Source organism: Bdellovibrio sp. ArHS, assembly GCF_000786105.1.
GTDB lineage: Bacteria > Bdellovibrionota > Bdellovibrionia > Bdellovibrionales > Bdellovibrionaceae > Bdellovibrio.
Map to the genome: position 1 here is coordinate 244,147 of NZ_JTEV01000003.1, position 23,087 is coordinate 267,233.

General features: G+C 47.5%; 23 protein-coding genes and 1 pseudogene. 13 read left to right on the forward strand and 11 right to left on the reverse strand.

Annotated features, from left to right (window positions below; all coding sequences use genetic code 11):
* Positions 1-159: 159 nt before the first annotated feature.
* The 4 genes from OM95_RS02010 to OM95_RS02025 form a co-directional block, all read right to left on the reverse strand.
* A complete protein-coding gene (locus OM95_RS02010) occupies positions 160-1,092 on the reverse strand; it encodes a DUF72 domain-containing protein (RefSeq protein ID WP_291515451.1) in 933 nt (310 codons plus the stop codon).
* Between the two features lie 121 nt (positions 1,093-1,213).
* Positions 1,214-1,630, reverse strand: a complete 417-nt coding sequence (locus OM95_RS02015; protein WP_041869700.1) for a DUF3011 domain-containing protein — start codon at positions 1,628-1,630, stop codon at positions 1,214-1,216.
* 188 nt (positions 1,631-1,818) lie between these two features.
* Positions 1,819-3,243, reverse strand: a complete 1,425-nt coding sequence (lpdA, locus tag OM95_RS02020; RefSeq protein ID WP_041869702.1) for a dihydrolipoyl dehydrogenase — start codon at positions 3,241-3,243, stop codon at positions 1,819-1,821.
* A 24-nt stretch (positions 3,244-3,267) separates the two neighbouring features.
* Positions 3,268-4,914: a dihydrolipoyllysine-residue acetyltransferase gene (locus tag OM95_RS02025; RefSeq protein ID WP_041869705.1), complete on the reverse strand. Its 1,647-nt coding sequence runs from the start codon at positions 4,912-4,914 to the stop codon at positions 3,268-3,270.
* Positions 4,915-5,123: 209 nt separating this feature from the next.
* Between OM95_RS02025 and sfsA the strand changes: the two genes are divergently transcribed.
* Positions 5,124-5,852, forward strand: coding sequence for a DNA/RNA nuclease SfsA (gene sfsA, locus OM95_RS02030; RefSeq protein ID WP_041869708.1), 729 nt, complete (start codon positions 5,124-5,126; stop codon positions 5,850-5,852).
* Between the two features lie 30 nt (positions 5,853-5,882).
* Here sfsA and OM95_RS02035 read toward each other — a convergent pair whose 3' ends face one another.
* The 3 genes and pseudogenes from OM95_RS02035 to OM95_RS17505 form a co-directional block, all read right to left on the reverse strand.
* Positions 5,883-6,299, reverse strand: coding sequence for a CBS domain-containing protein (locus OM95_RS02035; RefSeq protein ID WP_041869710.1), 417 nt, complete (start codon positions 6,297-6,299; stop codon positions 5,883-5,885).
* A gap of 83 nt (positions 6,300-6,382) precedes the next feature.
* Positions 6,383-6,484 carry a YetF domain-containing protein gene (locus OM95_RS17500; RefSeq protein ID WP_363228076.1) on the reverse strand — a complete coding sequence of 34 codons (102 nt, stop codon included), beginning with the start codon at positions 6,482-6,484 and terminating at the stop codon, positions 6,383-6,385.
* A gap of 46 nt (positions 6,485-6,530) precedes the next feature.
* Positions 6,531-6,662: pseudogene (locus OM95_RS17505) on the reverse strand (DUF421 domain-containing protein); the annotation flags it as partial.
* Between the two features lie 147 nt (positions 6,663-6,809).
* Between OM95_RS17505 and OM95_RS02045 the strand changes: the two are divergent.
* Together OM95_RS02045 and OM95_RS02050 are read left to right on the forward strand one after the other, a co-directional pair.
* The gene (locus OM95_RS02045; protein ID WP_041869712.1) at positions 6,810-7,856 is read left to right on the forward strand and encodes an NAD(P)-dependent alcohol dehydrogenase; all 1,047 of its coding nucleotides are present in this window, start codon (positions 6,810-6,812) and stop codon (positions 7,854-7,856) included.
* Between the two features lie 135 nt (positions 7,857-7,991).
* Positions 7,992-8,744: a murein L,D-transpeptidase catalytic domain family protein gene (locus OM95_RS02050; RefSeq protein WP_041869715.1), complete on the forward strand. Its 753-nt coding sequence runs from the start codon at positions 7,992-7,994 to the stop codon at positions 8,742-8,744.
* On the opposite strand, the gene OM95_RS02055 is transcribed toward OM95_RS02050, so the two are convergent.
* Both OM95_RS02055 and OM95_RS02060 read right to left on the reverse strand, forming a co-directional pair.
* Positions 8,741-9,124, reverse strand: a complete 384-nt coding sequence (locus OM95_RS02055) for a HEPN domain-containing protein (protein ID WP_041869718.1) — start codon at positions 9,122-9,124, stop codon at positions 8,741-8,743. The genes OM95_RS02050 and OM95_RS02055 overlap by 4 nt on opposite strands.
* A gap of 133 nt (positions 9,125-9,257) precedes the next feature.
* A complete protein-coding gene (locus tag OM95_RS02060; protein WP_041869720.1) occupies positions 9,258-10,040 on the reverse strand; it encodes a thioredoxin domain-containing protein in 783 nt (260 codons plus the stop codon).
* A 165-nt stretch (positions 10,041-10,205) separates the two neighbouring features.
* On the opposite strand from OM95_RS02060, the gene OM95_RS02065 reads away from it, so the two are divergent.
* From OM95_RS02065 to OM95_RS02110, 10 genes are all read left to right on the forward strand, one after another.
* Positions 10,206-10,850 carry a hypothetical protein gene (locus tag OM95_RS02065; protein WP_041869723.1) on the forward strand — a complete coding sequence of 215 codons (645 nt, stop codon included), beginning with the start codon at positions 10,206-10,208 and terminating at the stop codon, positions 10,848-10,850.
* 170 nt (positions 10,851-11,020) lie between these two features.
* On the forward strand, positions 11,021-11,299 hold the full coding sequence (locus tag OM95_RS02070) for a hypothetical protein (RefSeq protein ID WP_041869725.1): 279 nt from the start codon (positions 11,021-11,023) through the stop codon (positions 11,297-11,299).
* Positions 11,259-11,765 (forward strand): cupredoxin domain-containing protein, encoded by a 507-nt coding sequence (locus OM95_RS02075; RefSeq protein ID WP_291515453.1) that lies wholly within the window; start codon positions 11,259-11,261, stop codon positions 11,763-11,765. Before OM95_RS02070 ends, OM95_RS02075 begins: the two co-directional genes overlap by 41 nt.
* Positions 11,766-11,782: 17 nt before the next feature.
* Entirely contained in the window at positions 11,783-12,898 is a 1,116-nt protein-coding gene (locus tag OM95_RS02080) for a CpaF family protein (RefSeq protein WP_041869728.1), read from the forward strand.
* Positions 12,899-12,978: 80 nt separating this feature from the next.
* The gene (locus OM95_RS02085) at positions 12,979-15,012 is read left to right on the forward strand and encodes an ATP-binding protein (RefSeq protein WP_041869730.1); all 2,034 of its coding nucleotides are present in this window, start codon (positions 12,979-12,981) and stop codon (positions 15,010-15,012) included.
* Positions 15,013-15,146: 134 nt separating this feature from the next.
* Positions 15,147-15,824 carry a response regulator transcription factor gene (locus OM95_RS02090; RefSeq protein ID WP_291515454.1) on the forward strand — a complete coding sequence of 226 codons (678 nt, stop codon included), beginning with the start codon at positions 15,147-15,149 and terminating at the stop codon, positions 15,822-15,824.
* 146 nt (positions 15,825-15,970) lie between these two features.
* Complete coding sequence (locus OM95_RS02095) at positions 15,971-16,963, forward strand: hypothetical protein (protein WP_291515455.1); 993 nt, start codon at positions 15,971-15,973, stop codon at positions 16,961-16,963.
* Positions 16,956-18,224, forward strand: coding sequence for a phosphopyruvate hydratase (eno, locus tag OM95_RS02100; protein WP_041869732.1), 1,269 nt, complete (start codon positions 16,956-16,958; stop codon positions 18,222-18,224). Before OM95_RS02095 ends, eno begins: the two co-directional genes overlap by 8 nt.
* A 144-nt stretch (positions 18,225-18,368) precedes the next feature.
* A complete protein-coding gene (locus OM95_RS02105; RefSeq protein WP_041869735.1) occupies positions 18,369-20,093 on the forward strand; it encodes an AAA family ATPase in 1,725 nt (574 codons plus the stop codon).
* A complete protein-coding gene (locus OM95_RS02110) occupies positions 20,090-21,013 on the forward strand; it encodes a hypothetical protein (protein ID WP_041869738.1) in 924 nt (307 codons plus the stop codon). Before OM95_RS02105 ends, OM95_RS02110 begins: the two co-directional genes overlap by 4 nt.
* A gap of 58 nt (positions 21,014-21,071) precedes the next feature.
* On the opposite strand, the gene OM95_RS02115 is transcribed toward OM95_RS02110, so the two are convergent.
* Positions 21,072-22,508, reverse strand: a complete 1,437-nt coding sequence (locus tag OM95_RS02115; RefSeq protein WP_041869741.1) for a catalase — start codon at positions 22,506-22,508, stop codon at positions 21,072-21,074.
* Positions 22,501-23,004, reverse strand: coding sequence for an ankyrin repeat domain-containing protein (locus tag OM95_RS02120; RefSeq protein ID WP_291515456.1), 504 nt, complete (start codon positions 23,002-23,004; stop codon positions 22,501-22,503). The genes OM95_RS02115 and OM95_RS02120 overlap by 8 nt, the downstream gene beginning before the upstream one ends.
* Between the last annotated feature and the right edge of the window lie 83 nt (positions 23,005-23,087).

Sequence of the window (23,087 nt, forward strand, 5' to 3'; positions counted from 1 at the left end):
TCTTCATACCCAGCTAGAGAGCAAGAGTGATGCTAGAGAGACAGGCTCTATAAGCCCGTTAATTACAGCTCAGGCAGGTTCAGTGTCTAAAAGTACGTCACTGACAACAATTTCGGCGCAACTCATAGAGGAGTTCATCTTTTATTGAAACTTTAGGGCTTAAAGGGGACGGTCACTATCGCTATTCCAGAGAGGCTGTGGCGATTCTACGGAAGTTTTCTGAGAGACCTTTTTTCCTAAAAACTTCATCAACCTTTGTGCATCAAACGGTGCGCGTACTTTGATGTCGTTGTCGAAATAAACGAAAGCATCGCGTTCTCTTTTTGTTGCCGCTTTATCGCTGATCGTACGTGCATTCTTGGGCTCTTTGCCCGCAGTCCAGAGTTTAATTCGATCCGCCCACCAGCGAAGTGTGGCATCGTCATAACCACTGGCGTAAAGCTCTTCGGGGCCATGTAAGCGCAAATAAATAAAATCACTGGTCAGATCTTCCATGTAGGGCCAGGTTCCGGCGGTGTCGGCAAAGACCAAAGCGATATTGTATTTTCTAAGCAACTCGATAAAAGCGGGGTTTTCGAAAGAGTGGTGGCGGACTTCGATCGCATGATGAAGTTTCTTGCGGAACTTTTTAAACGACGAGGGGTAAGGATTCCCGTAACGTGGAGAGGCTTCTGACAGGGCGACAGCTTCGGCAAATGTCGTGGGTAAAAGCCTGAAAAAGTTTTCCAGACGTTCTTCATCAAACAGAAAGTTGGGCGGGAATTGCCACAACAAGGCTCCGAGTTTTTCTTGAAGGTATAAAACCCCTGTAGCGAAGAAATTCGCCAAAGGTTCGTCGATATCTTTTAAACGACGAATATGCGTGATGTAACGAGGTCCTTTGACGGAAAAGACGAAATCCTGAGGCGTTGAGGAAAACCACTTTTGATAGGATGCAGGCGTCTGAGAAGAATAAAAAGAACCATTGATTTCAATAGACGAAACCTGCCGACTTGCATAGTGCAGTTCTTGCTTCTGGGGAAGGTCTTCAGGGTAAAATATTTTTCGCCAAGGTGGATAAAGCCAGCCTGAAATGCCGATGCGTATTTCCATCTAAGAATGTTAGCAAGACAGGCGCAGGATTGTCGTTGTGGCCCGACAGAAACGATAAAATACAGAAAGAAAAAAGCCCGCAGGAAGCGGGCTTTTTTGCGATCAAAGTTTCAATTACTAATTAGTAGTAACGAATGATTTCAAACGTAGCATTGCAACCACGGTCCACCCATACGCGGTCCCCATAAGCGCCGGCTGTGCGACCCCAGATGCAGGCATCATAAGAGTGCTGAGTGTACAAACGGACTTGAGAAACGCCATAAGAGTTGAAATAGCACTCTTGATAGCGATAACCATAAGAAGAACAAGTCACGTACTCATAGCGGTACGCAGGAGGAGGAGGCGGTGGATATCCCGGATTGTGTGGAGGACGCGGGCCTGGGCGTACAGGGTCTGGATAAGGAGCAGGGCGGCCTGGAGGGCGAGGACCTGGTCGGATGTAAGAAGTTTCTGCCTGGTATTCAGAATCCATAACATCAGCGTGAGCCGCTGGTGCCAAAGAGCACATCAAAAGAAGCGCTGCAAAAAGGTGTTTCATGTATTCCCCCAATGGAAAGGTGTCATAGTGACGCCGAAAAATATTTTTTTACTATAAATATGCACAATCAGTGCCGTTGAAATCGGTGTCAAAAAGTTCCGATTTCCTCGAGAGATTTACTTCAACACGAAGCCCTTCTCTGGTTTTAAGCAAAAAAAAAGCCCCGTTCTTTACAACGGGGCTTTGGTTTATTTCGGAAGAGGTTTCTGAATGATGTGAATCGCGTGGCCTAACGTCGCCTCAGCCGTTTCCATCATCGCCTCACCGAGCGTTGGATGTGGATGGATAGACAGGGCGATGTCTTCCATACGTGCGCCCATCTCGATCGCGAGCACAGCTTCCGAGATCAAATTGGAAGCTTCAGGTCCCACGATGTGAACACCCAACAAAACATGTGTTTTCTTGTCAGCGATCATTTTGATGAAGCCATCAGTTTCCATCATGCTCACGGCGCGACCGTTTGCTCCGAATGGAACTTTGCCGATCAGAAGATCAGTAAAGCCCTTGGCTTTTGCTTCCGCTTCGGTCATGCCCGCAGAAGCAATTTCTGGGTCAGTAAAGACCACGGCGGGGACTGTTTTGGCGTCATAAACGCGGTTTTGGCCCGAGATCACTTCCGCGACCAACACACCTTCATGAGAAGCTTTGTGTGCTAACATCGGCTGTCCTGCCACGTCTCCGATAGCAAAAATGTTTTGAACATTGGTTCGGCGTTGCGCATCCACTTTGATGAAGCCGCGTTCGTCAACCGCAATGCCCGCCGCTTTCAGGTTCGCTTGATCACCGTTAGGACGACGACCGACAGTCACTAGAATCTTATCGCATTTCACGACTTCTTCTTTGCCGTTGATTTCAACCGTGACTTCGTAACCGTCTTTGGCTTTTTTCTGACCTTTAGCTTTAGCGCCGTACATGATGTTCACGCCGGCCTTTTTAAGTTTACGCTCCACAATTTGCGCACAATCGGGATCTACAACACCTGCAAGTAATGCAGACTGAGCTTCAATCACAGTCACTTCCGTGCCCAATTTGCGCAGGTAAGACGAGATTTCCAGACCGATGTAACCGCCACCGATCACGGCCACGCGTTTAGGAATCGTATCGAAAGCCAAAGCGCCTGTCGAAGAACAGATGTCTTTTTCGTCAAATTTGAAACCGGGGATTTCAATCGGGCGAGACCCCGTTGCCACGATGAAGTATTTCGCCTGAATCGTGTCTTCGCCGGCAGACGACTTCACCGTGATCTCTTTGGAGTTCTTGAAGTTCGCTTCGCCAGGAATGTGGGTAACGCCGTAACCCTTAAGAAGTTGTTTCACGCCCCCTGACATTTTATCGCAAACAGATTGTTTCCAAGTCACAAGCTGTTTCATATCAACGGTGATATCACCCTTGATCATCAAACCCATGTCTTTGAAGTTGTGTTGCGCTTTATGCAAAAGGTGAGTGGCGGTGATCATGGCTTTTGATGGGATGCAACCCACGTTCAAGCACACGCCGCCCAGAAATTCTCTTTCGATAACAGCAGTTTTAAATCCAAGTTGTGCCGCACGAATCGCAGCGACATAACCGCCAGGACCCGCACCAATTACTACGACGTCAAAAGTTTGTGCCATTTCTATCTCCAAGCTAGCCAGGGGCTAGACAAGCTCCACCAAAAGTTTAGCAGGGTTTTCGATACGTGCGATGAAGGCCGCCAAGAAGCGAGCTGCGATAGCGCCGTCGATCAAGCGATGATCTGCAGTCATGGTGTAGTTCATCACTTTGATCGCTTTCAACTGACCATCTTTGATCACAGGCTTTTCATCGATTTTGTACATGCCTAAGATCGCCACTTCAGGGTGGTTGATCACAGGAGTCGCGTAGGTACCACCGATGGAACCAATGTTCGTCACGGTGATAGTGGCGCCTTTCATTTCATCTGGTTTCAATTTGCCGTCACGCGCACGTTTAGAAAGATCCAGGATCTCTTTCGAGATTTCCAAGATCGTTTTTTGATCGGCATTTTTGATCACGGGAACAACAAGTCCATTCGGAGTGTCGGCCGCGAAACCAAGGTTGAAGTATTTTTTGTAAACGATTTCACCCGCTGCATCGTCGATGGACGCATTGAACATTGGGAATTCGCGGATGGTCGCGATCAAAGCTTTCATCACGATCGGCAGATAAGTGATTTTTGTGCCGTTCTTTTCGGCATGCTCTTTCAAGGATTCACGCATTGCCACCATCGCATCCACTTTCGCTTCATCCATGATGGTGAAGTGTGGAATCACGTGCTTAGAGCGCTGCATGTTTTCGGCAATTTTCTTACGGATACCGATCAATGGAACACGCTCTTCCGCCGCACCCGCAGGGCCTTGGTAAGCAGGTTTCGGGATCGACAAGCCAGGAGTCGCTGCTGGCGCTTTCGCCGCCATGGGTGCGCCACCTTTTGCTGACAAAACATCTTCACGAGTCACACGACCCGCAAGACCTGAACCATTCAAAGAGTTGATATCCACACCCATTTCGCGAGCAAGACGACGAGTCGCAGGAGTTGCTAGAACTTTAGAATCCGCGACGGGCGGGAAGATTGCGCCAGATGCTGAGTGGGTAGAAACCGCGGCAGAATGAGACGGTGAGTGCGCCGCTGCAAAATTTGCGTGAGCTGAAGCCGGGACTTCGCGCTGTGCGCCTGCTGGAGGTTGCGCCGTCGGAGCGGAAGGTGCCGCACCTGCGCCGCCTTCCAAAGTGATCATGGTCGAACCGACTTTAACAACTTCGCCAGTTTTGAATTTCAAATCTTTAACGATACCCGCTACCGGAGTTGGGACTTCCACCGTGGCTTTGTCCGTCAATACTTCAGCAATCGCCTGATCGGCTTTTACAGAGTCGCCTGGTTTGACCAACCATTTGACCAGTTCGCCTTCAGTAACACCTTCTCCCAACTCTGGAAGTTTAATGTCTTGAACTTTGCCACCACCCGCAGCCGGCTTTGCGGCTTGAGGAGCTGGAGTCGAAGCTGTGGGAGCAGCCGGTTTCGCTGCTGGAGCTGAAGCGGCAGCACTCGCTCCGCCTTCAAGCGTGATCATAGTCGATCCCACTTTCACAACATCACCCGCTTTGAATTTCAAGTCCTTAACGACGCCAGCTACTGGAGATGGAACCTCAACAGTTGCTTTGTCCGTCAATACTTCAGCGATAGGTTGATCTGCTTTTACAGAATCACCTGGTTTTACCAACCATTTTACCAATTCACCTTCTGTAACACCTTCGCCAAGTTCAGGCAGTTTTACTTCAGTAGCCATGTTGAGAAAGTCCTTTCCAAAGTTCTTCTAAAGTCGTCGAATTTAACAAACACTCCCTTCTAGTCTTCCCCTAGAGTAATTGCACCGAATTACACATTGCGGCATTGATGATAAAGATCCGCCTTTTCCGATAATTCACAGCTTCATGAAAAGATATCGACAAAAGCTCCTGGAACTGAATAATTTGGCGCCCGGATAAGGGGCATTCCATGAAGTTTTCTCAGAGGTTACACGAAGGCGTTTTTCTTAAGCGCTACAAAAGATTTTTCGCCGATGTTCAATTTCAGGGACAGGAAGTGGTTGCTCACGTCCCTAATACTGGCAGCCTGAAAAGTGTGAACAACCCGGGACAGCTGTGTTTGATTTCCGAGACCGACAATCCCGAGAGAAAGCTCAAATTCACATTGCAGGCGATTCAGTCTCCGCAAGGTTCTTGGGTGGGGGTGAATACCGCGACTCCGAACACTGTGATGAAAGAAACTTTGTTAGAGGTTGTTGGCAAACCGGGAGTCCTCGGCACCTTCGCGCATTGGTCTGTTTTTGACGAGGTCAAACCCGAGTATAAAATCAGCGCGGAAACGCGTTTGGACTTTGTTCTGAAAAAAAAGAACAGTGAAAAAATGCATTTTATCGAAGTGAAAAATGTGACCTTGGCGGAAGCAACCACCGCCAAATTTCCTGATGCGGTTTCTGAGCGTGCGCAAAAACATTTGCGTGAACTGATGCAGTTGATAGAGCAGGGGCATAGCGCGGAAATCGTTTTCACAGTGCAACGCCCTGACTGCGACGTGTTTGCGCCGGCAGATGATATTGATCCCGCTTATGGTCAGCTTTTACGTGAAGCCCATGGGAAAGGCGTGAAGGTCACACCTTTGGTGGTCAAACTCAGCCCCGAAGCTGTTGAACTTTCCGAGCAGGAATTGCCGTGCCGGTTCTAAAACAGGGGCCGCGTGTGGCGGCCCTGATTTTCAATGATGCGAAACATTCGAAAGTATTTCGTGACTAAGGCGTGCATCCTTGGCGCGATTGGCGACGTCACCTAAGCTCACCATTCCCACAAGGCGCTTGTCTTTGTTGACGACGGGCAGTCGGCGGTGTTGGCGACGACTCATCTTATCATTGACCTCATCAATACTGTCTTCTTCAAAACAGTAATTAATGCCTTCGCTCATAACCTCTTCCACTTTGGTGCGGCGAGGGTCTTTGCCTTGTGCTACTACGCGAATGGCAATGTCGCGGTCGGTGAGCATTCCAACCATCTTGTCATTTTTCTCAACGGGAATAGAGCCGCAGTCTTCCTGAAGCATGATTTGCGCGGCTTCAAGCACACTGTGCTCGTGATTAATCACTTTGGCTTTGGGGGTCATCACATCACGAACTTTCATAGCGGGATCTCCTTTTTGCTCATCAGAATAGAAGCAATCCGTCGGTCTGTGATGGAATATTTTCTTGTATTATACCGGGGACTTTATTTGGCCTCTTTTTTTATGACTGTGATGGACCCATTGTTTTCCAGAACCGCGAGCTTCACTTGTTCCAGGCGGGTGCAGGCCCCCTTGCAAGGATTCATCACCACCACTCATCGAGTTTTGCACACCATCGGCGACAATCAAAAGTAAAACGAAATCAAAAGGCGAGGACTCCGAGATTTGACGCTTTCCCGTCAGGCGCAAAGCCACCAGCAGAAAAGTATATACGACGAAAGCGCGGACAATCATTTCCCCGATGGGAATTGCCATCTCAAACATACTTCGGTCCCCCTTTCTAAAGCTTATGTTGGGTGCCGATGAGAAACGATATGTGTTTTGCCAGCGTGTCAGACCGAAAAAGAAGTTTGCCTCTTCTGCGCCGATGACTACAATTGTGCTCAATATTGTTACTAATCAGGAGTCATTATGGCCACAACTCAAGCTTTTGCCGCACACAAACCCAACGAAGCCTTAAAGCCCTTTTCATTCGAACGACGCGATCCGCGTGCGAATGATGTGGCGATAGATATTCAATACTGTGGCGTTTGCCATTCAGATTTACATCAGGTTCGTGACGAGTGGGGTAAGGGTTTGTTTCCCATGGTGCCGGGGCATGAAATCGTCGGGATTGTCAGCGCCGTCGGAAGCTCTGTTAAAAACTTCAAAGTCGGAGATCGTGTCGGCGTAGGTTGCATGGTGGATTCTTGCTTAACTTGTCCGTCCTGTGCCGAAGGGCTTGAGCAGTTTTGTGAGCAGGGCATGGTCGGCACATACAACTCGATGGAAAAAGACGGCAAGACCGTCACCCAAGGTGGCTATTCGACTAAAATTGTAGTGCGTGAAGAATTCGTACTGCGCATCCCGGAAAATATTCCGATGGATAAAGCAGCGCCTTTATTGTGCGCTGGCATCACAACCTATTCACCGCTTCGTCATTGGAAAGTTCAAGCTGGGACGAAGGTGGCAGTGATGGGCCTGGGAGGTCTGGGTCACATGGCGGTGAAGCTCGCCGCCGCGATGGGAGCCGAAGTGACCGTCATCAGTTCCTCGATGAAGAAGAAGGAAGACGCGGTCCGTTTAGGTGCGAAAAACTATGTGGTGGGCTCTGATCCGGAAACGGCAAAAAAGTATCATCGTTATTTCGATATCATTATCAACACCGTTTCTGCAGGTCTGGATTTGAATCAATACTTACAGTTGGTGAAAAGGGACGGCTCGATGGTTCTTTTGGGCGTGCCCGAAAAGCCGGAACCGGTTCATCCCTTCCCATTAATTATGGGTCGTCGCAGTTTGGCGGGTTCGCTGATTGGCGGCATCGCTGAAACACAAGAGATGCTGGATTTCTGTGGCGCCAAAAATATCACTCCGGATATTGAAGTCATTCCGATGCAAAAAATCAATGAGGCCTACGAAAGAATGTTGAAGGGAGACGTCCGTTACCGCTTCGTGATCGATATCTCCTCTCTGAAATAAGTCCTGTCAAAACGTCTAGAGTTCCGACAGTTTTCCGTGAAAAAGCTGTCGAGAACTCGGCCATTTCCAAAATGTTTTAAGTTTTAAAAACGAGTGACCGATGGGCTCTGTGTAACCACACGGAGGATCGGTACGATGTCTATCTCAGCCGGAAAAATCTTTTTGACGATAGCTTTCACCCTGACACTGGCCGCTTGCGGAAATCGGATGCCCGCTTTGCCTGATGATCCCAACAATGAACCCGTCGCGACGAATCCCGAGGATAACAGCGGGCAAGGAAGTACGGAGTTGCCCTCTCTCGTTGAACCCACTCCGGAAGAGCCGGTGACGCCGCCCACTTTGAGCGAGCGCGATCAGATTCTAAAAAACTATGAGTACGTCGATCCGATGTATATTGTGCCGACCGAACCTTTGGAAGAAGCCCTTATTTACTTTCACAAAAATAAATCCAGCTTCAAGAACCAAAGTGTGATTTCGGTTTTGGATTTCAGTCAGAAGTCCACGCAGAAGCGCTGGTACTTCATCAATATGGCCACGGGGTCTGTGTGGAATGTGCATGTCTCCCATGGTAAAGGTTCCGACAGCAATCACGATGGGTACGCAGAAAAGTTCAGCAATGTTTCGGGATCGAATGCCAGCTCTTTGGGGTTCTATAGAACCGCTGAAACATATCAGGGCAGCAATGGCTATTCTTTGCGTTTAGATGGTTTATCGTCCACGAACTCGAATGCTCGCGCCCGGGCCATTGTTGTTCACGGAGCAAGCTATGTTCAGGACACAAATGTTATTCAGGGACGTAGCTGGGGATGCCCCGCGGTTTCTTCGGAAAACCGCGACAAAGTCATCAATCTGATCAAAGGGGGCAGTCTGATTTATGCGGTCAACTAAAGAAACTTAAGCTGTTCGCCTACAAGTTTTTTAAGTTCTTCCACATAGCCAACATATTCCTCCATATCCAGACGCTCATCGGCGCGGATATGGGCATTCGTGGCGTTATAAGGCGTCAGTTCAATCACGTCAGCATGGGATGAAATGGCAGAAAAATTGTTTTCCTCAAGAACCTGCATCAACGCATCCAAATCATGACCTTCTTCGTCTGCAGGATATTCCAGCCCGCGCATGTCGCACAAAGCCTTCAAGTATTTTTCGCAGGCTTGTGCAAGGTTGTAGCCAACCAGATCATGCTGTTTTTCATCGTGAAGATGCTTCTTCGCTAGATCCAGATCGTCCTGAGCTTTAAGAATGAGGGACTTAGCGTGAGCGCTCATGAAGACTCCTTTGGAAGTGTTGATAGCACTACTTTAGTCTGAGTGCTGGCGGCCTGCCAAAGAAATTCGCACGATAAAATAAAAAAACCCGCGGGAACGCCGCGGGTTTTTGAGAAGTCCGTCTGTGACTGAATTATTTTTTAGCAGCCAAATGACGGTCGATGATGTCTTTGAATTCAGAGAATGGGTAAGCGCCACGCAAAGAAACACCGTTGATCAAGAAACCTGGCGTACCAGAGAAACCGAACTTACGAGCTTCTTCCATATCTGCTTCAATACGCTTTGTGATCGCTTCGCTGTTAAGGTCTTTTTCAAGTCTCTTCATATCAGCGCCGGCTTTTTTAGCAGATTCTTTCAAAGAACCTTCTTTTTTCGTACGCAAGTCACCTTGATTTTCGAAAACTAGGTTGTAGAACTTTTCAGCTTTTGCGTGGTCTTGCATCGCAATTGCTTCAAAGTATCTTGCTGCAGGCATCGCCATTGGGTGGAAATCCAAAGGAAGGTGTTTGTAAACAACACGCACGTCTTTTGGATAAGCTTTCATAACTTCATCAACAGTGGCGTGACCTTTAGAGCAATAAGGACATTCGAAGTCAGAGTATTCAATGATTGTGACCTTAGCATCTTTGGGACCGAAGATAACGCGGCCATCTTCGATAGCGGGTTGAAGTGGGTTCGCAAACTCTTCGTCACGCTTTTTGCCTTCTTCAGCAACGGCCTTTTCTTGGGCTTTACGTTGCGCATTTTGTGCTGCCTTGTTGACAACTTCAATAAATGCTTCAGGGTCTTTTTCGATAGCGACGAAAACGATGCTAGGATCTTTTTCTACAGCTTCTTTAAGTTGTTTTGCTGAGGGAGCACAATTCACCAGGGAAAGTGCCAACGCGCCAATGCTAAAAATCTTCAATGCTTTCAATGTTTCCTCCGAGATGGATGATTAAGTTTTTAAGCCCTTTTATTTGACATTATTTTTCCGTCCTTGAGAAGGAAAAACGCCCTGGCCCAAAGTCCGTCCAAACAAAAACCTCTCTTTGAGTGTTCTGGTCTTGTCTTGAATCAAGGGGTCTTTAAACTCGAAATTATGAAAAAAGCAAATTTCCTTTTAACAATGATCATCTATGTATTTTGCGCACAGGCCCATGCCGGTCTGCTTTATAACTACTCACAATTGGCACTAAAAGATTTGGATCAAATGAATAAATTGGTCGGTGACAAAGTGAAAGAGTCCAAAAAATCCGCCAGTGGAAAGGTTGTTCCGCTGAAAGAAGCATTGCAGGCCGTTTATTCTCGGCCTAACGATGATGACATGATCGATAAAATTGTGGCTCCTTTGCGGTCGAATTTAGATGACTTAGAGTCCTGGGAAAAAACGATCAGTCAATTAACTGACGAAGCCATCAATGCCTTGAAGAATCCTCGGGCTTTTAAACCGGTGGTGCAGGTGACGTATGTCATTTTCTTGGAAAACCTTTTGGCCGAGGTCAAACCTTACGTAAAAAACGAGGGTTTTGAACGGCAGATTGTAGAAAGGGTGCGCGATGCAAAGATTGAAGTTTCGAAAGAAGCTGTCAACGAGCGCAAGCTCCGCACGATGAAATCCACCATGTCGCCTTCCGAAATTGCTGAAAAAATTCTGTCTCAGAACACAAAACCGGCGGAACAGAATCCGGTTGCGGACGAAAAAACGACTGAAAATTCGGCAGAAAGTACTTCTTCAGGGCAATAAATTCCCTCGACCAGACCGGCCTTTGGCAAATTCGACCACGGGCCAGCGTCAAACGATAGATCTCCTCAAGTCTCAAAAAATCGCCTCAAATTGACTCAAGTTCTCACGAACTCCTACCGATAGAAACAACATGTGGGCTGGATGCCCTAGAAGCAATTAGGAGGATTCGAATGTTTCTGCAAGGCGATTTACAAATAGTGTTTGATGCACTGTATACCGTAGGTGCGATTGATCCTGTTTTGAAATTGGATTGGAGCGAAGTCACCAAAGAGATGATGGCAAACCCTCAGATCCTCAGTGATGCGTTTCAACTAGTGAACTCTTGCAAAGGCGATAAAAACCTCCTGATTCAAAAGCTCCACATGATGGATCCCAGATCCGTGAATTATATCGCTATGGAGGTGGCACGTGAATTTTGTGAGTTCCAAGATCGCACAGAGTTGCACTAAGATCGCATTGTTCTTGCTGCTCGCGCAAAACGCGATGGCTTGGGAAGTGGATTTTTCCCGTCGCCAAGTGCAGTTCAATGATGTGAAAAATGAAGACCGCTTGCCGGCGAGTATTAAAGAAGATCAAAGCTTGATATTGACGAAAGTTTTTGATGCGGTTGAACCGGCTCAAGACATCGTGATCATGAATACCGATAAAGGTTTTGTTCCAGAGGTCGTGCGCCTTAAAAAAGGCGGCAATTACCGCATTCACGTGGTGAACGTGAACGGCAAGGAAAAAAACGTCAGCTTTGTTCTGGACGCTTTTTCGGAACATCACAACACGGTTTTTGGTGAACAGAAAACATTCTCCGTTTCTCCTAAGACGGACGGAATTTTTTCTTATCAGTGCCCGGAAACTGCGGTTCAAGGGAAGTTTATTATTTATTCTGATATTGCGGCAGACAGAAAGCCTGCCTCTTACTAATTCGGAAGGTCGCACCCATGTCGTCTGATAAGTCGAGCGTTTTCAAACAGACCATTCAACAGAATTTAGGTCCTGTCTTGAAGTACCTTGATGACAAGGGTGTTTCCGAAATTCTCATTAACGGTCACCAGGAAATTTTTGTGGAAAGAAAGGGTAAGCTCGAGCGAGTTCCTGAAGCCTTTCCATCGGAAGATGACTTGCGTGCGGCCGTGAATAGCATCGCCCAAAGCGTGGGTCGTCGTATTGACGATGAATCTCCTCGACTGGATGCGCGCTTGCCGGATGGTTCGCGTATCGCGGCGGTGATCCCGCCGATGTCCCGCAAAGGCACGACACTTTCCATTCGTAAATTTACCAATAATAAAATTACTTTTGCCGATTACATCAAATTCGGCGCCATTACCGAAGATGGAGCCCGTTTCCTGGATATCTGTATGTTTCTGGGGAAGAATATCATCGTGAGTGGTGGGACTGGCTCTGGTAAGACGACGTTGTTGTCGCTTCTGTGCACGCGCATTCCCAAAGGGCAGCGCGTGATGGTGATTGAAGATTCGTCCGAGTTGCAAGTGGATTATGAACACGTCGTGATGTTTGAGACCCGCCAAGCCGACCAGATGGGTAAAGGCGAGGTTTCCATCAAGGATCTTTTAAAAAGTGCTTTGCGTTTAAGACCCGATCGAATCATTGTCGGGGAGGTTCGTTCCAGCGAAGCCCTTGAGCTTTTGAATGCCATGAATACCGGCCATAAAGGTTGTATGGGTACGGTCCATGCCAACACTCCAGAAGACGCCATTGTTCGCTTAGAGGCCTTGGCGCAAGGGGGCGATGGCAAGATCAGTGAAAAGGCGCTGCGTTCGCAGGTGGTCTCGGCCATTGAAATTATCATTCAAGTTTCGCGTTTTTCAGATGGATCACGTCGCATTGCCGCGATCAGCGAAGTGCGCGGTTTTAATGAGGATGGTTCTTACAATGTGGTTCCCATCTTTGAAATGTCACGTTTGACCCGACGTCCTGACGGCACGTTGGAAGGAAAACTTCAGGCGACGGGAAATGTCCCGACCTTCATGGATGAAATTATTGATAATAATCTGCCGTTCCCAAAATCGAAGTTCAACAAACCTCAAGCGGCTTAACTGTTGAAGTTGCGTCGTTTTGGTCTTGCCATTGGAATAACAAAAAGTTTAGTTGATCTGCATCAGCATGAGGAAACCGCATGACGTTGAGATCTCCCAAGTTTCGTCTGTTATTTGTATTAAGCATCGGTCTTGTCGTGATCTTGGCGGCGGTTAAACTCTTTTTGGCCGAGCCTAAACTTCGTCAGCCTTTACAGGCGGGCATGACGTTAGCCTCTTCCGGGGGGCGCGTCCAAATCGAAATTTCTGATTTGATTTTTGAGCCCGGTGAGTTTGAAACCCGTGCCCAATTAAGCCGGTTTTATGAAAGACAGGATGAGATTCGTCGGGTTGTGTTGGCGGGCTCGCTTTCGCCGGAGCTGGGGCTTTCCGCACGAAGCTTCGAAGATATGACATTTCTATTCTGGATTCCTGTCTTGGTGGGCTTGGGAGCTTTGGGAATTTCAGGATGGATTTGGGCTTTGAAACCCAAGGACCCCGCGATTCGACTTTTTGCGCTGAGCGGTTTTTCAACCTTCATCTCAGCGGTCCCTTCAGCCGTGTACACTACTCGAGAAGTGCCCATGGCCTCGGCTATGTTCAAAATGCTGCAAGCTCTGAACGTCTGGGGCGCCTCTTTGTTTGGGATCGCCATGCTGTCGCTGTTTCTGATTTATCCCGTGAAACTGCGGAACTGGAAGCAACTGGCATTGGGGCAAGCCCTGTTTTTTGTTCTCTGGTCTTTGGGCTTTTCACTTCAGATAGTTCCCGATTTTGCCAATGTGAATTTGCTGATCGTGATTCTGATGCTGTTGATTGCCGTGGCTGTTGGCGTACAGTTCTTCGCCACCAAAGGCGATCCGACGGGCCGGGCGTCTTTATTGTGGTTAGGTCTTTCCGTTCTTTTGGGGGCTGGTGGGTTCGTCGTGTTCAGTACGGTGCCTTCGCTGATGGGGCTGAAGCCTTTGAATCAAAGCTACGCCTTCACCTTCTTTTTGATCATCTATCTGGGGTTGGCGGCAGGGCTGACGCGTTATCGATTGTTTGAAGTGGGCCAATGGGCTTTTCGCTTTCTTTTTTATGCGACAGCCGCCGTGGTTTTGGTTTTGATCGACGCGGCTTTGATTTATCTGGGGCGTTTAGAGCGACTGCCGGCATTGGAAGTGTCCTTGTTGTTGGTGGTTTTTCTTTATCTGCCTTTGCGCGATTTTATGTGGCGTCTGTTTTCCAAAAAAGACGCGCTGAAACCTTCCGAACTTCTTTCTGAGGTTTTACATATTGCCTTTGCCTCTTCGCTTGAGCAAAGACAGCAGCGTTGGGAAGTTCTTTTGCATCGTCTCTTTGATCCTCTAGAGATGAAAAAGACGACAAAACCCGTTGATCAAGTAAGTATTGGTCAGGACGGTTTGACCTTGGAAATCCCTTCTGTCGCTCGGACTCCGGCGTTGATTCTTTCTTATCCGTGGGCAGGCAAAAGTCTTTTTGACAAACACTCCAAGAAATTGGCAGAGCAGCTTCTGTCACTTTTGCGGCAGGCTGAATCCAACAGGGAAGCCTACGATCGGGGGGCCTCTGAAGAGCGTCGTCGGATGGCTCAAGACCTGCACGACGACGTCGGGGCTCGTTTGCTTTCCGGCTTGCAAACCTCTGACGAAAACGTGCGCTCCACCATCCAAGGAGCGTTGTCAGAAATCCGTGCGATCGTCAGCGGCATTCTGGGTGAGCGCATTTCCCTTTCGCATTTGCTGGCGGATATTCGTTATGAAACTCATCGTCGATTGACCGCGGTGAATATTCGTCTGGAGTGGTCTTTACAAGAGGATTCTTCCGAGGAAAAACTTTTGGATTATCGAGAACAGAAAACTCTGCGCTCGGCCTTTCGTGAAATTGTCACGAACGTGATCCGTCATTCTGAAGCCACGACTTTTTCTGTGGAGGTCGTCAAATTGAATGGGATGCTGAATTTTTCCTTGAAGGATGACGGTCGGGGCATTCCCGAATCCGTTGAGCTTTCTTCGGCGGGTTATGGACTCAAAAACATGCATCGCCGTATGAGTGATATTCAGGGGGTCTTTCATTATCAGTCGTCCTCGATGGGCACCATTATCTATCTTCGTCTTCCCTACGATGTCTAATCAGCCCCCCCCCTAAACAGGGGGTGACCCGTTAAAATGCGCCCTTTTAGACTCAAAGAGCCTGCGGTATAACAAAACCGTAGTTAGATAGATTCAGATGGATTACAACAGGACATCCATGTCTGTGATGTGTGATGGATAGGACGAAATTGACGAACTCTAAAAAAACATGTCTGGTAATTGAGGATCAACCGCAGATGGCGGATTTTCTTTCTGGTGTTGTCAATCAGGCCTTTCCTGAGCTCGAAGTTCGATCCCATCGAAATGTAAAAGAATTTCGGGCGGCTTTAGAGAATCTCTTAATATCTGAAAACGTCTGTTTGGAATTGGTTCTGGTGGATCTGGGGTTGCCTGACGGCTCTGGCATTGAAATCATCAAGGAAATTTCCGAAAAACAACCTCAGACAAAAAGTATCGTCATTTCAATTTATGATGATGAAGCTTACCTGTTTGATGCTCTGGCTGCGGGCGCTTCAGGATTCATTCTCAAATCTGAAGAGCCAGCTTTTATGATCGACATTCTTAAGCGGATCAATTCCAACGAACCGCCGTTGTCTCCAGTCGTGGCTCGTCGACTTTTGGCTTATTTCCAGAAGCAAAAGATCGAAACGCCCCCTGAAACAGGGTTGAGTGCCCGCGAGCGGGAAACACTCACGTTGCTTTCACGGGGAATGACAGTCGCTGAGGCATCCCAGCAAATGGGACTGAGCTCCCAAACTGTTGCTGGCTATGTCAAAATCGTTTATCAAAAACTTCACGTTTCCAATCGCGTGGAAGCCGTTAGAGAAGCTCTCCGCCGCAATCTTATCTAAAAGACGCCAAGTGTCATAAAAAGCGGTATACTTCTTTTTTGTAGCCATTCGTGTCATCTGAAATTCGGCATTATATAGTTTAAATGGGTACCGATTTACGCTAAGACTTCTTCGTGCACTTTAGTTGTAAGATTTCAAACGCAGTCTTGAATATTTTGGAGGAGCAAGGCGAAGACCTGAGCCCTCTTTATGAGCAGACCCACCTTCCTGTGGAACTGCTCAGAGACTCGTCCTATTGGATCAGCGCTCCTGATATGGAGAACTTTCTAGAATCCGTTCTGCGTTTGCAACTTAAGCGCGATGAAAATCTTTTGCAAAGAGCGGGACACGAAGGCCCTTCTCTTCGTGCCTGGGGTGTGTTGGACAGCGTTCTGCGCATGATGCCTCGCCCGCAAGAGATCTTCAATCAGCCGGAACAATTCCTTTCCTATTTTATTTCGCCCAAGCCGCCGATCGAAAATCTTCGTCGCGATGAGTTCAGTATTTCTTTTGATCTGCCTTTGCCTGCAGAACAGTATCCTCACGTGACGACCTACCTGAAGGCGGCTTTTGAATCTTTGCCCGTCTATGTGGGGCAACCGCCGGCGACCTGTATGTGGGAGGGGATCACGATTCGTTTGAACTGGTCGACTCAGCAGAACTCCATCTTCAGTGAAAACGTGGGACATCAGGTGAGCCCGGCATTGTTCCAAAGTTTGATCGATGATTTACAACGCACTCAGCGCGAGCGTGAAGATCTGCAAAAGTACGTCGGTGATCTGGAAGAAAAAATCCGCGATTACGAAAAGCAAAAGATCAAACTGTCGGCCACGGATGAAGTGACAGCGCCGGAGACCGAAAAAGTATCCTTGCTGCCTCATGAAGGTTCTTTAGCGCATTTGAGCTTTGATAGCGGATCTCCTGGTTACAACCTGAATCAAAACCTGGCTCGTATGCATGACTATATGGTGCGTGCGCAACAGTTGATCACCATGCTTGTTTCGCAGGGAAAAATGAATTCCGCAGTCAAAGAGGCTATGCGCCGTGTGGACTGGGAACATGTAAAAACACAGTACCCCCGCACTGTCTTTGAAAGCATGGAGCTTGTAAAAAAACTCAATAATAAAACCTCCGAGAAAGAAGGAAACCAACATGTCTGAGATCGTCAGCGTCATCTCTCGTGAAATTTTAGATAGCCGTGGAAATCCCACAGTTGAAGTTGAAGTCACTACCGCCGAGGGCAATATCGGACGTGCCGCTGTACCATCGGGTGCATCGACGGGCGCGCATGAGGCTTGCGAGCTTCGCGACGGAGATAAAAATCGTTATCTTGGTAAAGGCGTTTACAAAGCCGTGGATAATATCCGCGAAAAAATCGCGCCAGAAATCCTAGGTCTGCAAGCGACCGAGCAGGTCTACATCGACAAAATCCTGCGTGATATTGACGGAACTGAAAATAAATCTAACTTGGGTGCTAACGCGATCCTAGGTGTGTCTTTGGCCGTGGCTAAAGCCGCGGCGGCGGATGCGAACTTGCCACTGTATCGTTACGTGGGTGGCTCTCAAGCGTGTCGTCTGCCAGTGCCCTTGATGAACGTTCTGAATGGGGGAGCACACGCCAACAACGGTTTGGACATTCAGGAATTCATGATTGTTCCTACAGTTAACAATTCTTATGCAGAATCACTTCGTGCGGGCGCTGAGATCTTCCACACCTTGAAAAAAATCTTGGCGAAGAAAGGTCTTTCTACAGCGGTCGGTGACGAAGGTGGATTTGCTCCGAAGTTAGGCTCAAATCAAGAGGCTTTGGATCTTTTGATGAATGCGATCGTCGATGCGGGTTATGATCCTGGACAGAACGTCTTCTTAGCGTTGGATGTTGCTTCCACGGAAATGTTCAAGGATGGCAAATACGAATGGCAAGGTGGGCACATCACACCAGCTGAGCTGTTGGGGATCTATAAATCTTGGGGTGAAAAGTATCCGCTTGTTTCTATCGAAGATGGCTTTGCGGAAGACGACTGGGATTCTTGGGTGAAGGCCACGGCCGAGATGGGTTCGACTATGCAGTTGATTGGTGACGATCTTTTCGTGACCAATCCGAAGCGTCTTCGTATGGGGCTTGAAAGAAAAGCCGGCAATGCCTTGTTGGTGAAAGTGAACCAAATCGGAACTTTGACCGAAACTTTCGAAGCTGTGAACCTGGCGCAAAGAAATAAATATCGCACAATTATGTCCCATCGTTCCGGTGAAACGGAAGATGTGACAATCGCTGATTTGGCGGTGGCTTTAAACTGCCATCAGATCAAAACCGGCAGCTTATGTCGTGGCGAACGTACAGCCAAATACAACCAGCTTCTGCGTATTGAAGAAGATTTGGGCGGCATGGGAATGTACTGGGATAAATCCGCGTTCCGATAAAATCCATTCGCACATTTGAGCGTTAAAAAAGGGAACTCCTGCAGGGTTCCCTTTTTTATAAACTTATTTCTATTTTTCCTGGACTACCCGAAAATCGTTCAGGTCGCTAACCTGAGAGGACGAAAAATGTGAAGGTGGGCGGGAATGGAAGTATTGTATTTCTATTGTGCGAAAAATGCGGAAGAGGGTCATTGGGTTAAGCTGGGGGCGTCTTTCTTTTTAGAGTCCGGTCCCGAATACGACAACTTTGTTCCCGCAAAATACAACTGGCCCCCCTCTAATGTCGTGCAAAGTACAAATGTTCTTTTGGGGGAAAACGGAAGAGGCAAGACAACGACACTGCTTAGAATATTTTCTTCTTTGTCTTACGGAAATGAACTCGGCGCAGGGTGCGCGATTTTAATCAAGAGCGGTAAAAACATTACGCTGATCAAAGATCGTGAATTTAAAAGAGACGTACGTATTCAAGGGGCAGAGCCTATAACTGTTCAGCTAAACAGTAAGGATTTAAGACAAGAAGAGTTAGAGAATGTTCTGCGCGAGCTGCGAGTGGTGATTGTCGACCCTGTTCTACGTCATGGAGTTCCCCTGCATGTGGATTCCCTGACGAGTTCAGAATTTCACGGCAGTATTGATATGAGAAGCCAATCCTTGCTGGTCAGAGCAAACCGGGCCCCCTTCGGGGAATTGAGCTACAGCGAGTTTTACTACCGAGAGTTGGAAAGAGACTTGAGTTTTTTGGCGTCATCAGAAGCTTCTGTACTCAATAGATTTCTCGACAATCAGGGAAAAAAAGAATTTCCTATTCCTGAGAAGCTTTATTTAAATCTGAATACGAATCTCTTCACTGAGCTGAAAAGAAAATTTACTTACGACTCAGGAGGAAAGCCGGTCTCTTTTGACTCGCCCGACTATATTAGCTTTCGGAATCACGAGTCTTTTGTGAATCATCTGGAGTTGATGGGACAGACGGCGAAAGACTTTAATGTCGAAAACCTGATCGAGGCCCTCTATGGCGCGGCCCTGGCTTCACACTTGTATTCTCGTTTGACCAACGGACTTACACATGATGAGTACTTTTCCTTAATTGAAGATATCATCAAGATTCAAAATCGAGGCCCAAAATTCATCCTGGAGCACATTCAAAAAAAATGGGAGGGGCTTCTGGCGGTGAATGTCCGGAGTTCGCTGGCACAGATGGAAAGATTCGCCAAAGTTGTACGCAGTGAAATAAGGAGCGATGAAAATGGATGGTATTTTTCCATCCGCAATAATCGAGCGCTCGTTGCCGAAATGCAATCCACGTATTTGAATGCTTTCGGGATCAGAAGTCTGGTGAACTTCAGTTGGCATGAGATTTCAGGAGGGGAGACTGTACTTTTGAAAGTCTTCTCTCGTGTTTACCACGCGGCTTTAGAGATTCGAACAGAAAAGAAGCTTGTTTCCACAGTGATTCTGTTGCTCGATGAGCCGGACTCGAATCTGCATCCCGAATGGGAAAGAAAGCTATTAAAGCAACTAATCAAGTTCTGTGAAGAGGTGTTTCCGGGTTTGAAAATTCAGATGCTGATTGCGACGAATAAACCTTTTATTCTGAGCGACCTCACCATCTACAATATTAATATTCTCACGCCCTTCCCGAAAGCCGATGCATCTTCCGCGTTTGCTCCATTTTGTAATCGGATATCCGCGATTCTCGCCAACGGCTTTTTCCTGGAAAGTGACATCGGAGCTCTTTCCGAGGAGTTTTTGGATCGTCTGCAAGAACGAGATTATCACCCTACAATATTGGATAGAAAAGTAATAGACGAAATCGGCGACAATTTTTTGAAGCAGGCGGTGGTGGAATATCTGGGAGATGATCAATGAGATGTTTGATTGTTGAACCTGTCTTTATTTGTGAATATGAGATTGAAGCCCGGAAGGTCGTCGAGGATCGGATGAATGAATATCTGTCTCCGACAAATGGATTTCACTGTGTGCTTCGGAAACTTATAGAAGACAACTTGGAGACTTTGCTTGTCGGTACGCCCCGGCAACTTCGTCGGCAAATAACATTATTTCAAAAGTTTGAGGCCGACGAGGTTGGGATAAGACGAAAGAAGGCATATAAAAAACTTCTGGGTAACATATTTGACTACCAAGCCTTTAAAAGTCTTGCGGTGACGCGTGATTATTTTAGTGCCTATAGGCTTCATGCACATTTGAATCTTCGTGTGTGTGCCTATTGCGACGAAAATTATATTATCCCGGTCTCTGATGGCATCAGCGGAAGACGAAGTAAGGGCCCTTATGATCACTACTATCCGGAGAGCCTTTATCCGTATTTGGCAATTTCGCTTTTCAACTTGATTCCGGCATGTGGCACTTGCAACTCCTTAAAAGGCCACAGGGATACTGTTGTTTACACTTTGCCTCATCCTTATCTGGTGAACTTTGAGACGGACTTGCACTTCAAGGTTTCCAAAAAAAGGTTGAAGCGTTCTTTAAAGCCGATCAAAGATGACTTTGCCATTAATCTGCAGGTGGTTTCGGGCTGCATTTCACGGGTCGCTTTTACGAACATGAATACGTTCTTAGAAATAGATCACCGCTACACTAATCATAGATCCACTGCGAAAGTTCTTTATGACAGATGCGAGTTGATCGCCGCTCAGATCAAGCCTCGCTTTCCGGGGTATAACAATAAAAAAATCCTGCAGTCATTTTTTAATGTGTCCGCCGATGGATATGAAGATGGGCCTCTTCGTAAATTAGAGGCGGATTATTTAAAGAACAAGAGGTTCTAAAAGCTAAGGCGATCTTGGTGGGATCGCCTTAGCCAGGAACTTTCACTAAAAGTTGGTTCTATGGAGTGAGCCCCAGGTGGGCCAAAATGCGGGCTCCGTATTCGGGATCACATTTTGAGAAGTGAGCAATATTTTTTCTTTGCAGCTCTTCGGGTAGCCCCTTCATGGTTCCTGCGATATTTCGAGTCAGGCGATCCCGCTCTTCTGCGGAAAAAAGTCGATACAGATTTCCGGCCTGAGTGAAATCGTTGTTTTCTTTGTGCGCGTCATAGCGATCGGCGGCACCCGATAAAGGCAGTGGGGGTTCGCTGTGTCGCTTGTCTTGGGTTGGTCCACTGAATCCATTGGGCTCGTAATTATCGACAAGTCCCCCGTTCTCATCAAACCGCATGCTGCCGTCGCGATGATAAGTATTCACGGCCGAATGCGCGCGATTCACTGGCAGGTGTTGAAAGTTTACGCCCAGACGATAGCGTTGCGCATCTGGATAGGCGAACAATCGTCCTTGCAGCATCTTGTCTGGTGAAAAGCCGATTCCCGGTGGCACGTTGCTTGGTGAAAAAGCCGCTTGTTCAACTTCAGCAAAATAATTTTCAGGATTGCGATTCAGCTCCAAGACTCCGACGTCTAACAAAGGGAAGTCTTTATGAGGCCAGATCTTCGTCAGATCAAAAGGATTGAACTTGGTCTGTTCCGCTCGTCGCTCGGTCATGATTTGAACTTTAAGCGCCCAGCGGGGAAATTCTTGGCGTTCGATAGCTTCGAAAAGATCACGTCCCGCATAATCGGGATCGGCGCCAGCCAGTTCTGTCGCCTTTTCTACAGAAAGATTTCTGATCCCTTGAAGTGATTTGAAATGAAATTTTACCCAGACTCTTTCATTCTTGGTGTTGATGAAACTGAAGGTGTGACTGCCATAGCCGTTCATGAAGCGATAGCCGTCGGGAATACCACGGTCACCGAAAAGAATCGTGATCTGATGAAGGGCTTCCGGCGCGCGTGCCCAGTAGTCCCACATGCGCAGTGGGTTTTTGTATCCGGTTCGAGGATCACGTTTTTGTGAATGAATAAAGTCGGGGAATTTTAAGGGATCTCGCTCAAAGAAGACCGGTGTGTTATTCCCGACAATGTCCCAGTTGCCCTCTTCCGTGTACAGTTTTAAGGCGAATCCCCGTGGATCGCGTTCGGTGTCTGCAGAACCTTTTTCACCGGCCACCGTTGAAAAGCGTAAAAAGGCTGACGTCTTTTTGCCGATTTTAGAAAATAAAGCTGCCTTGGTAAAACGGGTGATATCATGAGTGACTGTGAAGGTGCCGTAAGCCCCCGAGCCTTTGGCATGAACCACACGTTCAGGAATTCTTTCCCGATTGAAGTGTGCGAGTTTTTCGATCAAATGAATGTCTTGCATTAAAACGGGACCGCGTTCTCCGGCCGTCAGTGAATGTTGATTTTCAGAAACGGGGACGCCAGCGGATGTGGTAAGAGTTTTACTCATGGTGAAGAGCTCCTTTAGTGAGTGACGATTGAATCAATTGGAAAACGGCCTTCAGTCGGCGAAGGGATGATGACTTTGCAGTACTTGTCGCCGTTTTTTCCAAAAAGAGTGGAACTAAATTCGTGCGGCCAAAAGCTTCGGCATACATTAAAGCGGTTTGCCCACTCTTGTTTTTGGCGAAAGTATCCGCCCCTGCATTGATCAGCACCTGTGCGATTTTTTCATAGCCTTTGAAGGCGACCCCCATCAGGATCGTATTTCCCGTATTGTCCCGCGAATTTGGATTGGCACCATGGCGAAGAAGAAGATGAACCAAAGATAAATGACCACTGTAAGCGGCCAACATTAAAAGTGAATGGCCTTTCTGATTGGTCAGGTTAGGGTCCCCATGTCTAGTTAGATAAGAAAGCACGGTCTGAAGTTCGCCTTGGCGGATGGATGCGAAGACCGGGTCTTCCGTTTGAATCGTTGCCTTGTAATCTTCCCACTTTCTCACAGGGACCTCCATTGGGTATATGAGTAATTTCGGACTTTTTTGCATATAAATCGAATCGATAGTTACTATTCACATTATAGATA

What these genes read in the sequence shown, in the direction of transcription:
- OM95_RS02010 (WP_291515451.1), bottom strand. Translation starts at nt 1,092, where the DNA reads ATGGAAATACGCATCGGCATTTCAGGCTGGCTTTATCCACCTTGGCGA.
- OM95_RS02015 (WP_041869700.1), bottom strand. Translation starts at nt 1,630, where the DNA reads ATGAAACACCTTTTTGCAGCGCTTCTTTTGATGTGCTCTTTGGCACCA.
- lpdA (WP_041869702.1), bottom strand. Translation starts at nt 3,243, where the DNA reads ATGGCACAAACTTTTGACGTCGTAGTAATTGGTGCGGGTCCTGGCGGT.
- OM95_RS02025 (WP_041869705.1), bottom strand. Translation starts at nt 4,914, where the DNA reads ATGGCTACTGAAGTAAAACTGCCTGAACTTGGCGAAGGTGTTACAGAA.
- sfsA (WP_041869708.1), top strand. Translation starts at nt 5,124, where the DNA reads ATGAAGTTTTCTCAGAGGTTACACGAAGGCGTTTTTCTTAAGCGCTAC.
- OM95_RS02035 (WP_041869710.1), bottom strand. Translation starts at nt 6,299, where the DNA reads ATGAAAGTTCGTGATGTGATGACCCCCAAAGCCAAAGTGATTAATCAC.
- OM95_RS17500 (WP_363228076.1), bottom strand. Translation starts at nt 6,484, where the DNA reads ATGAATCCTTGCAAGGGGGCCTGCACCCGCCTGGAACAAGTGAAGCTC.
- OM95_RS02045 (WP_041869712.1), top strand. Translation starts at nt 6,810, where the DNA reads ATGGCCACAACTCAAGCTTTTGCCGCACACAAACCCAACGAAGCCTTA.
- OM95_RS02050 (WP_041869715.1), top strand. Translation starts at nt 7,992, where the DNA reads ATGTCTATCTCAGCCGGAAAAATCTTTTTGACGATAGCTTTCACCCTG.
- OM95_RS02055 (WP_041869718.1), bottom strand. Translation starts at nt 9,124, where the DNA reads ATGAGCGCTCACGCTAAGTCCCTCATTCTTAAAGCTCAGGACGATCTG.
- OM95_RS02065 (WP_041869723.1), top strand. Translation starts at nt 10,206, where the DNA reads ATGAAAAAAGCAAATTTCCTTTTAACAATGATCATCTATGTATTTTGC.
- OM95_RS02070 (WP_041869725.1), top strand. Translation starts at nt 11,021, where the DNA reads ATGTTTCTGCAAGGCGATTTACAAATAGTGTTTGATGCACTGTATACC.
- OM95_RS02080 (WP_041869728.1), top strand. Translation starts at nt 11,783, where the DNA reads ATGTCGTCTGATAAGTCGAGCGTTTTCAAACAGACCATTCAACAGAAT.
- OM95_RS02085 (WP_041869730.1), top strand. Translation starts at nt 12,979, where the DNA reads ATGACGTTGAGATCTCCCAAGTTTCGTCTGTTATTTGTATTAAGCATC.
- OM95_RS02090 (WP_291515454.1), top strand. Translation starts at nt 15,147, where the DNA reads ATGGATAGGACGAAATTGACGAACTCTAAAAAAACATGTCTGGTAATT.
- eno (WP_041869732.1), top strand. Translation starts at nt 16,956, where the DNA reads ATGTCTGAGATCGTCAGCGTCATCTCTCGTGAAATTTTAGATAGCCGT.
- OM95_RS02105 (WP_041869735.1), top strand. Translation starts at nt 18,369, where the DNA reads ATGGAAGTATTGTATTTCTATTGTGCGAAAAATGCGGAAGAGGGTCAT.
- OM95_RS02110 (WP_041869738.1), top strand. Translation starts at nt 20,090, where the DNA reads ATGAGATGTTTGATTGTTGAACCTGTCTTTATTTGTGAATATGAGATT.
- OM95_RS02115 (WP_041869741.1), bottom strand. Translation starts at nt 22,508, where the DNA reads ATGAGTAAAACTCTTACCACATCCGCTGGCGTCCCCGTTTCTGAAAAT.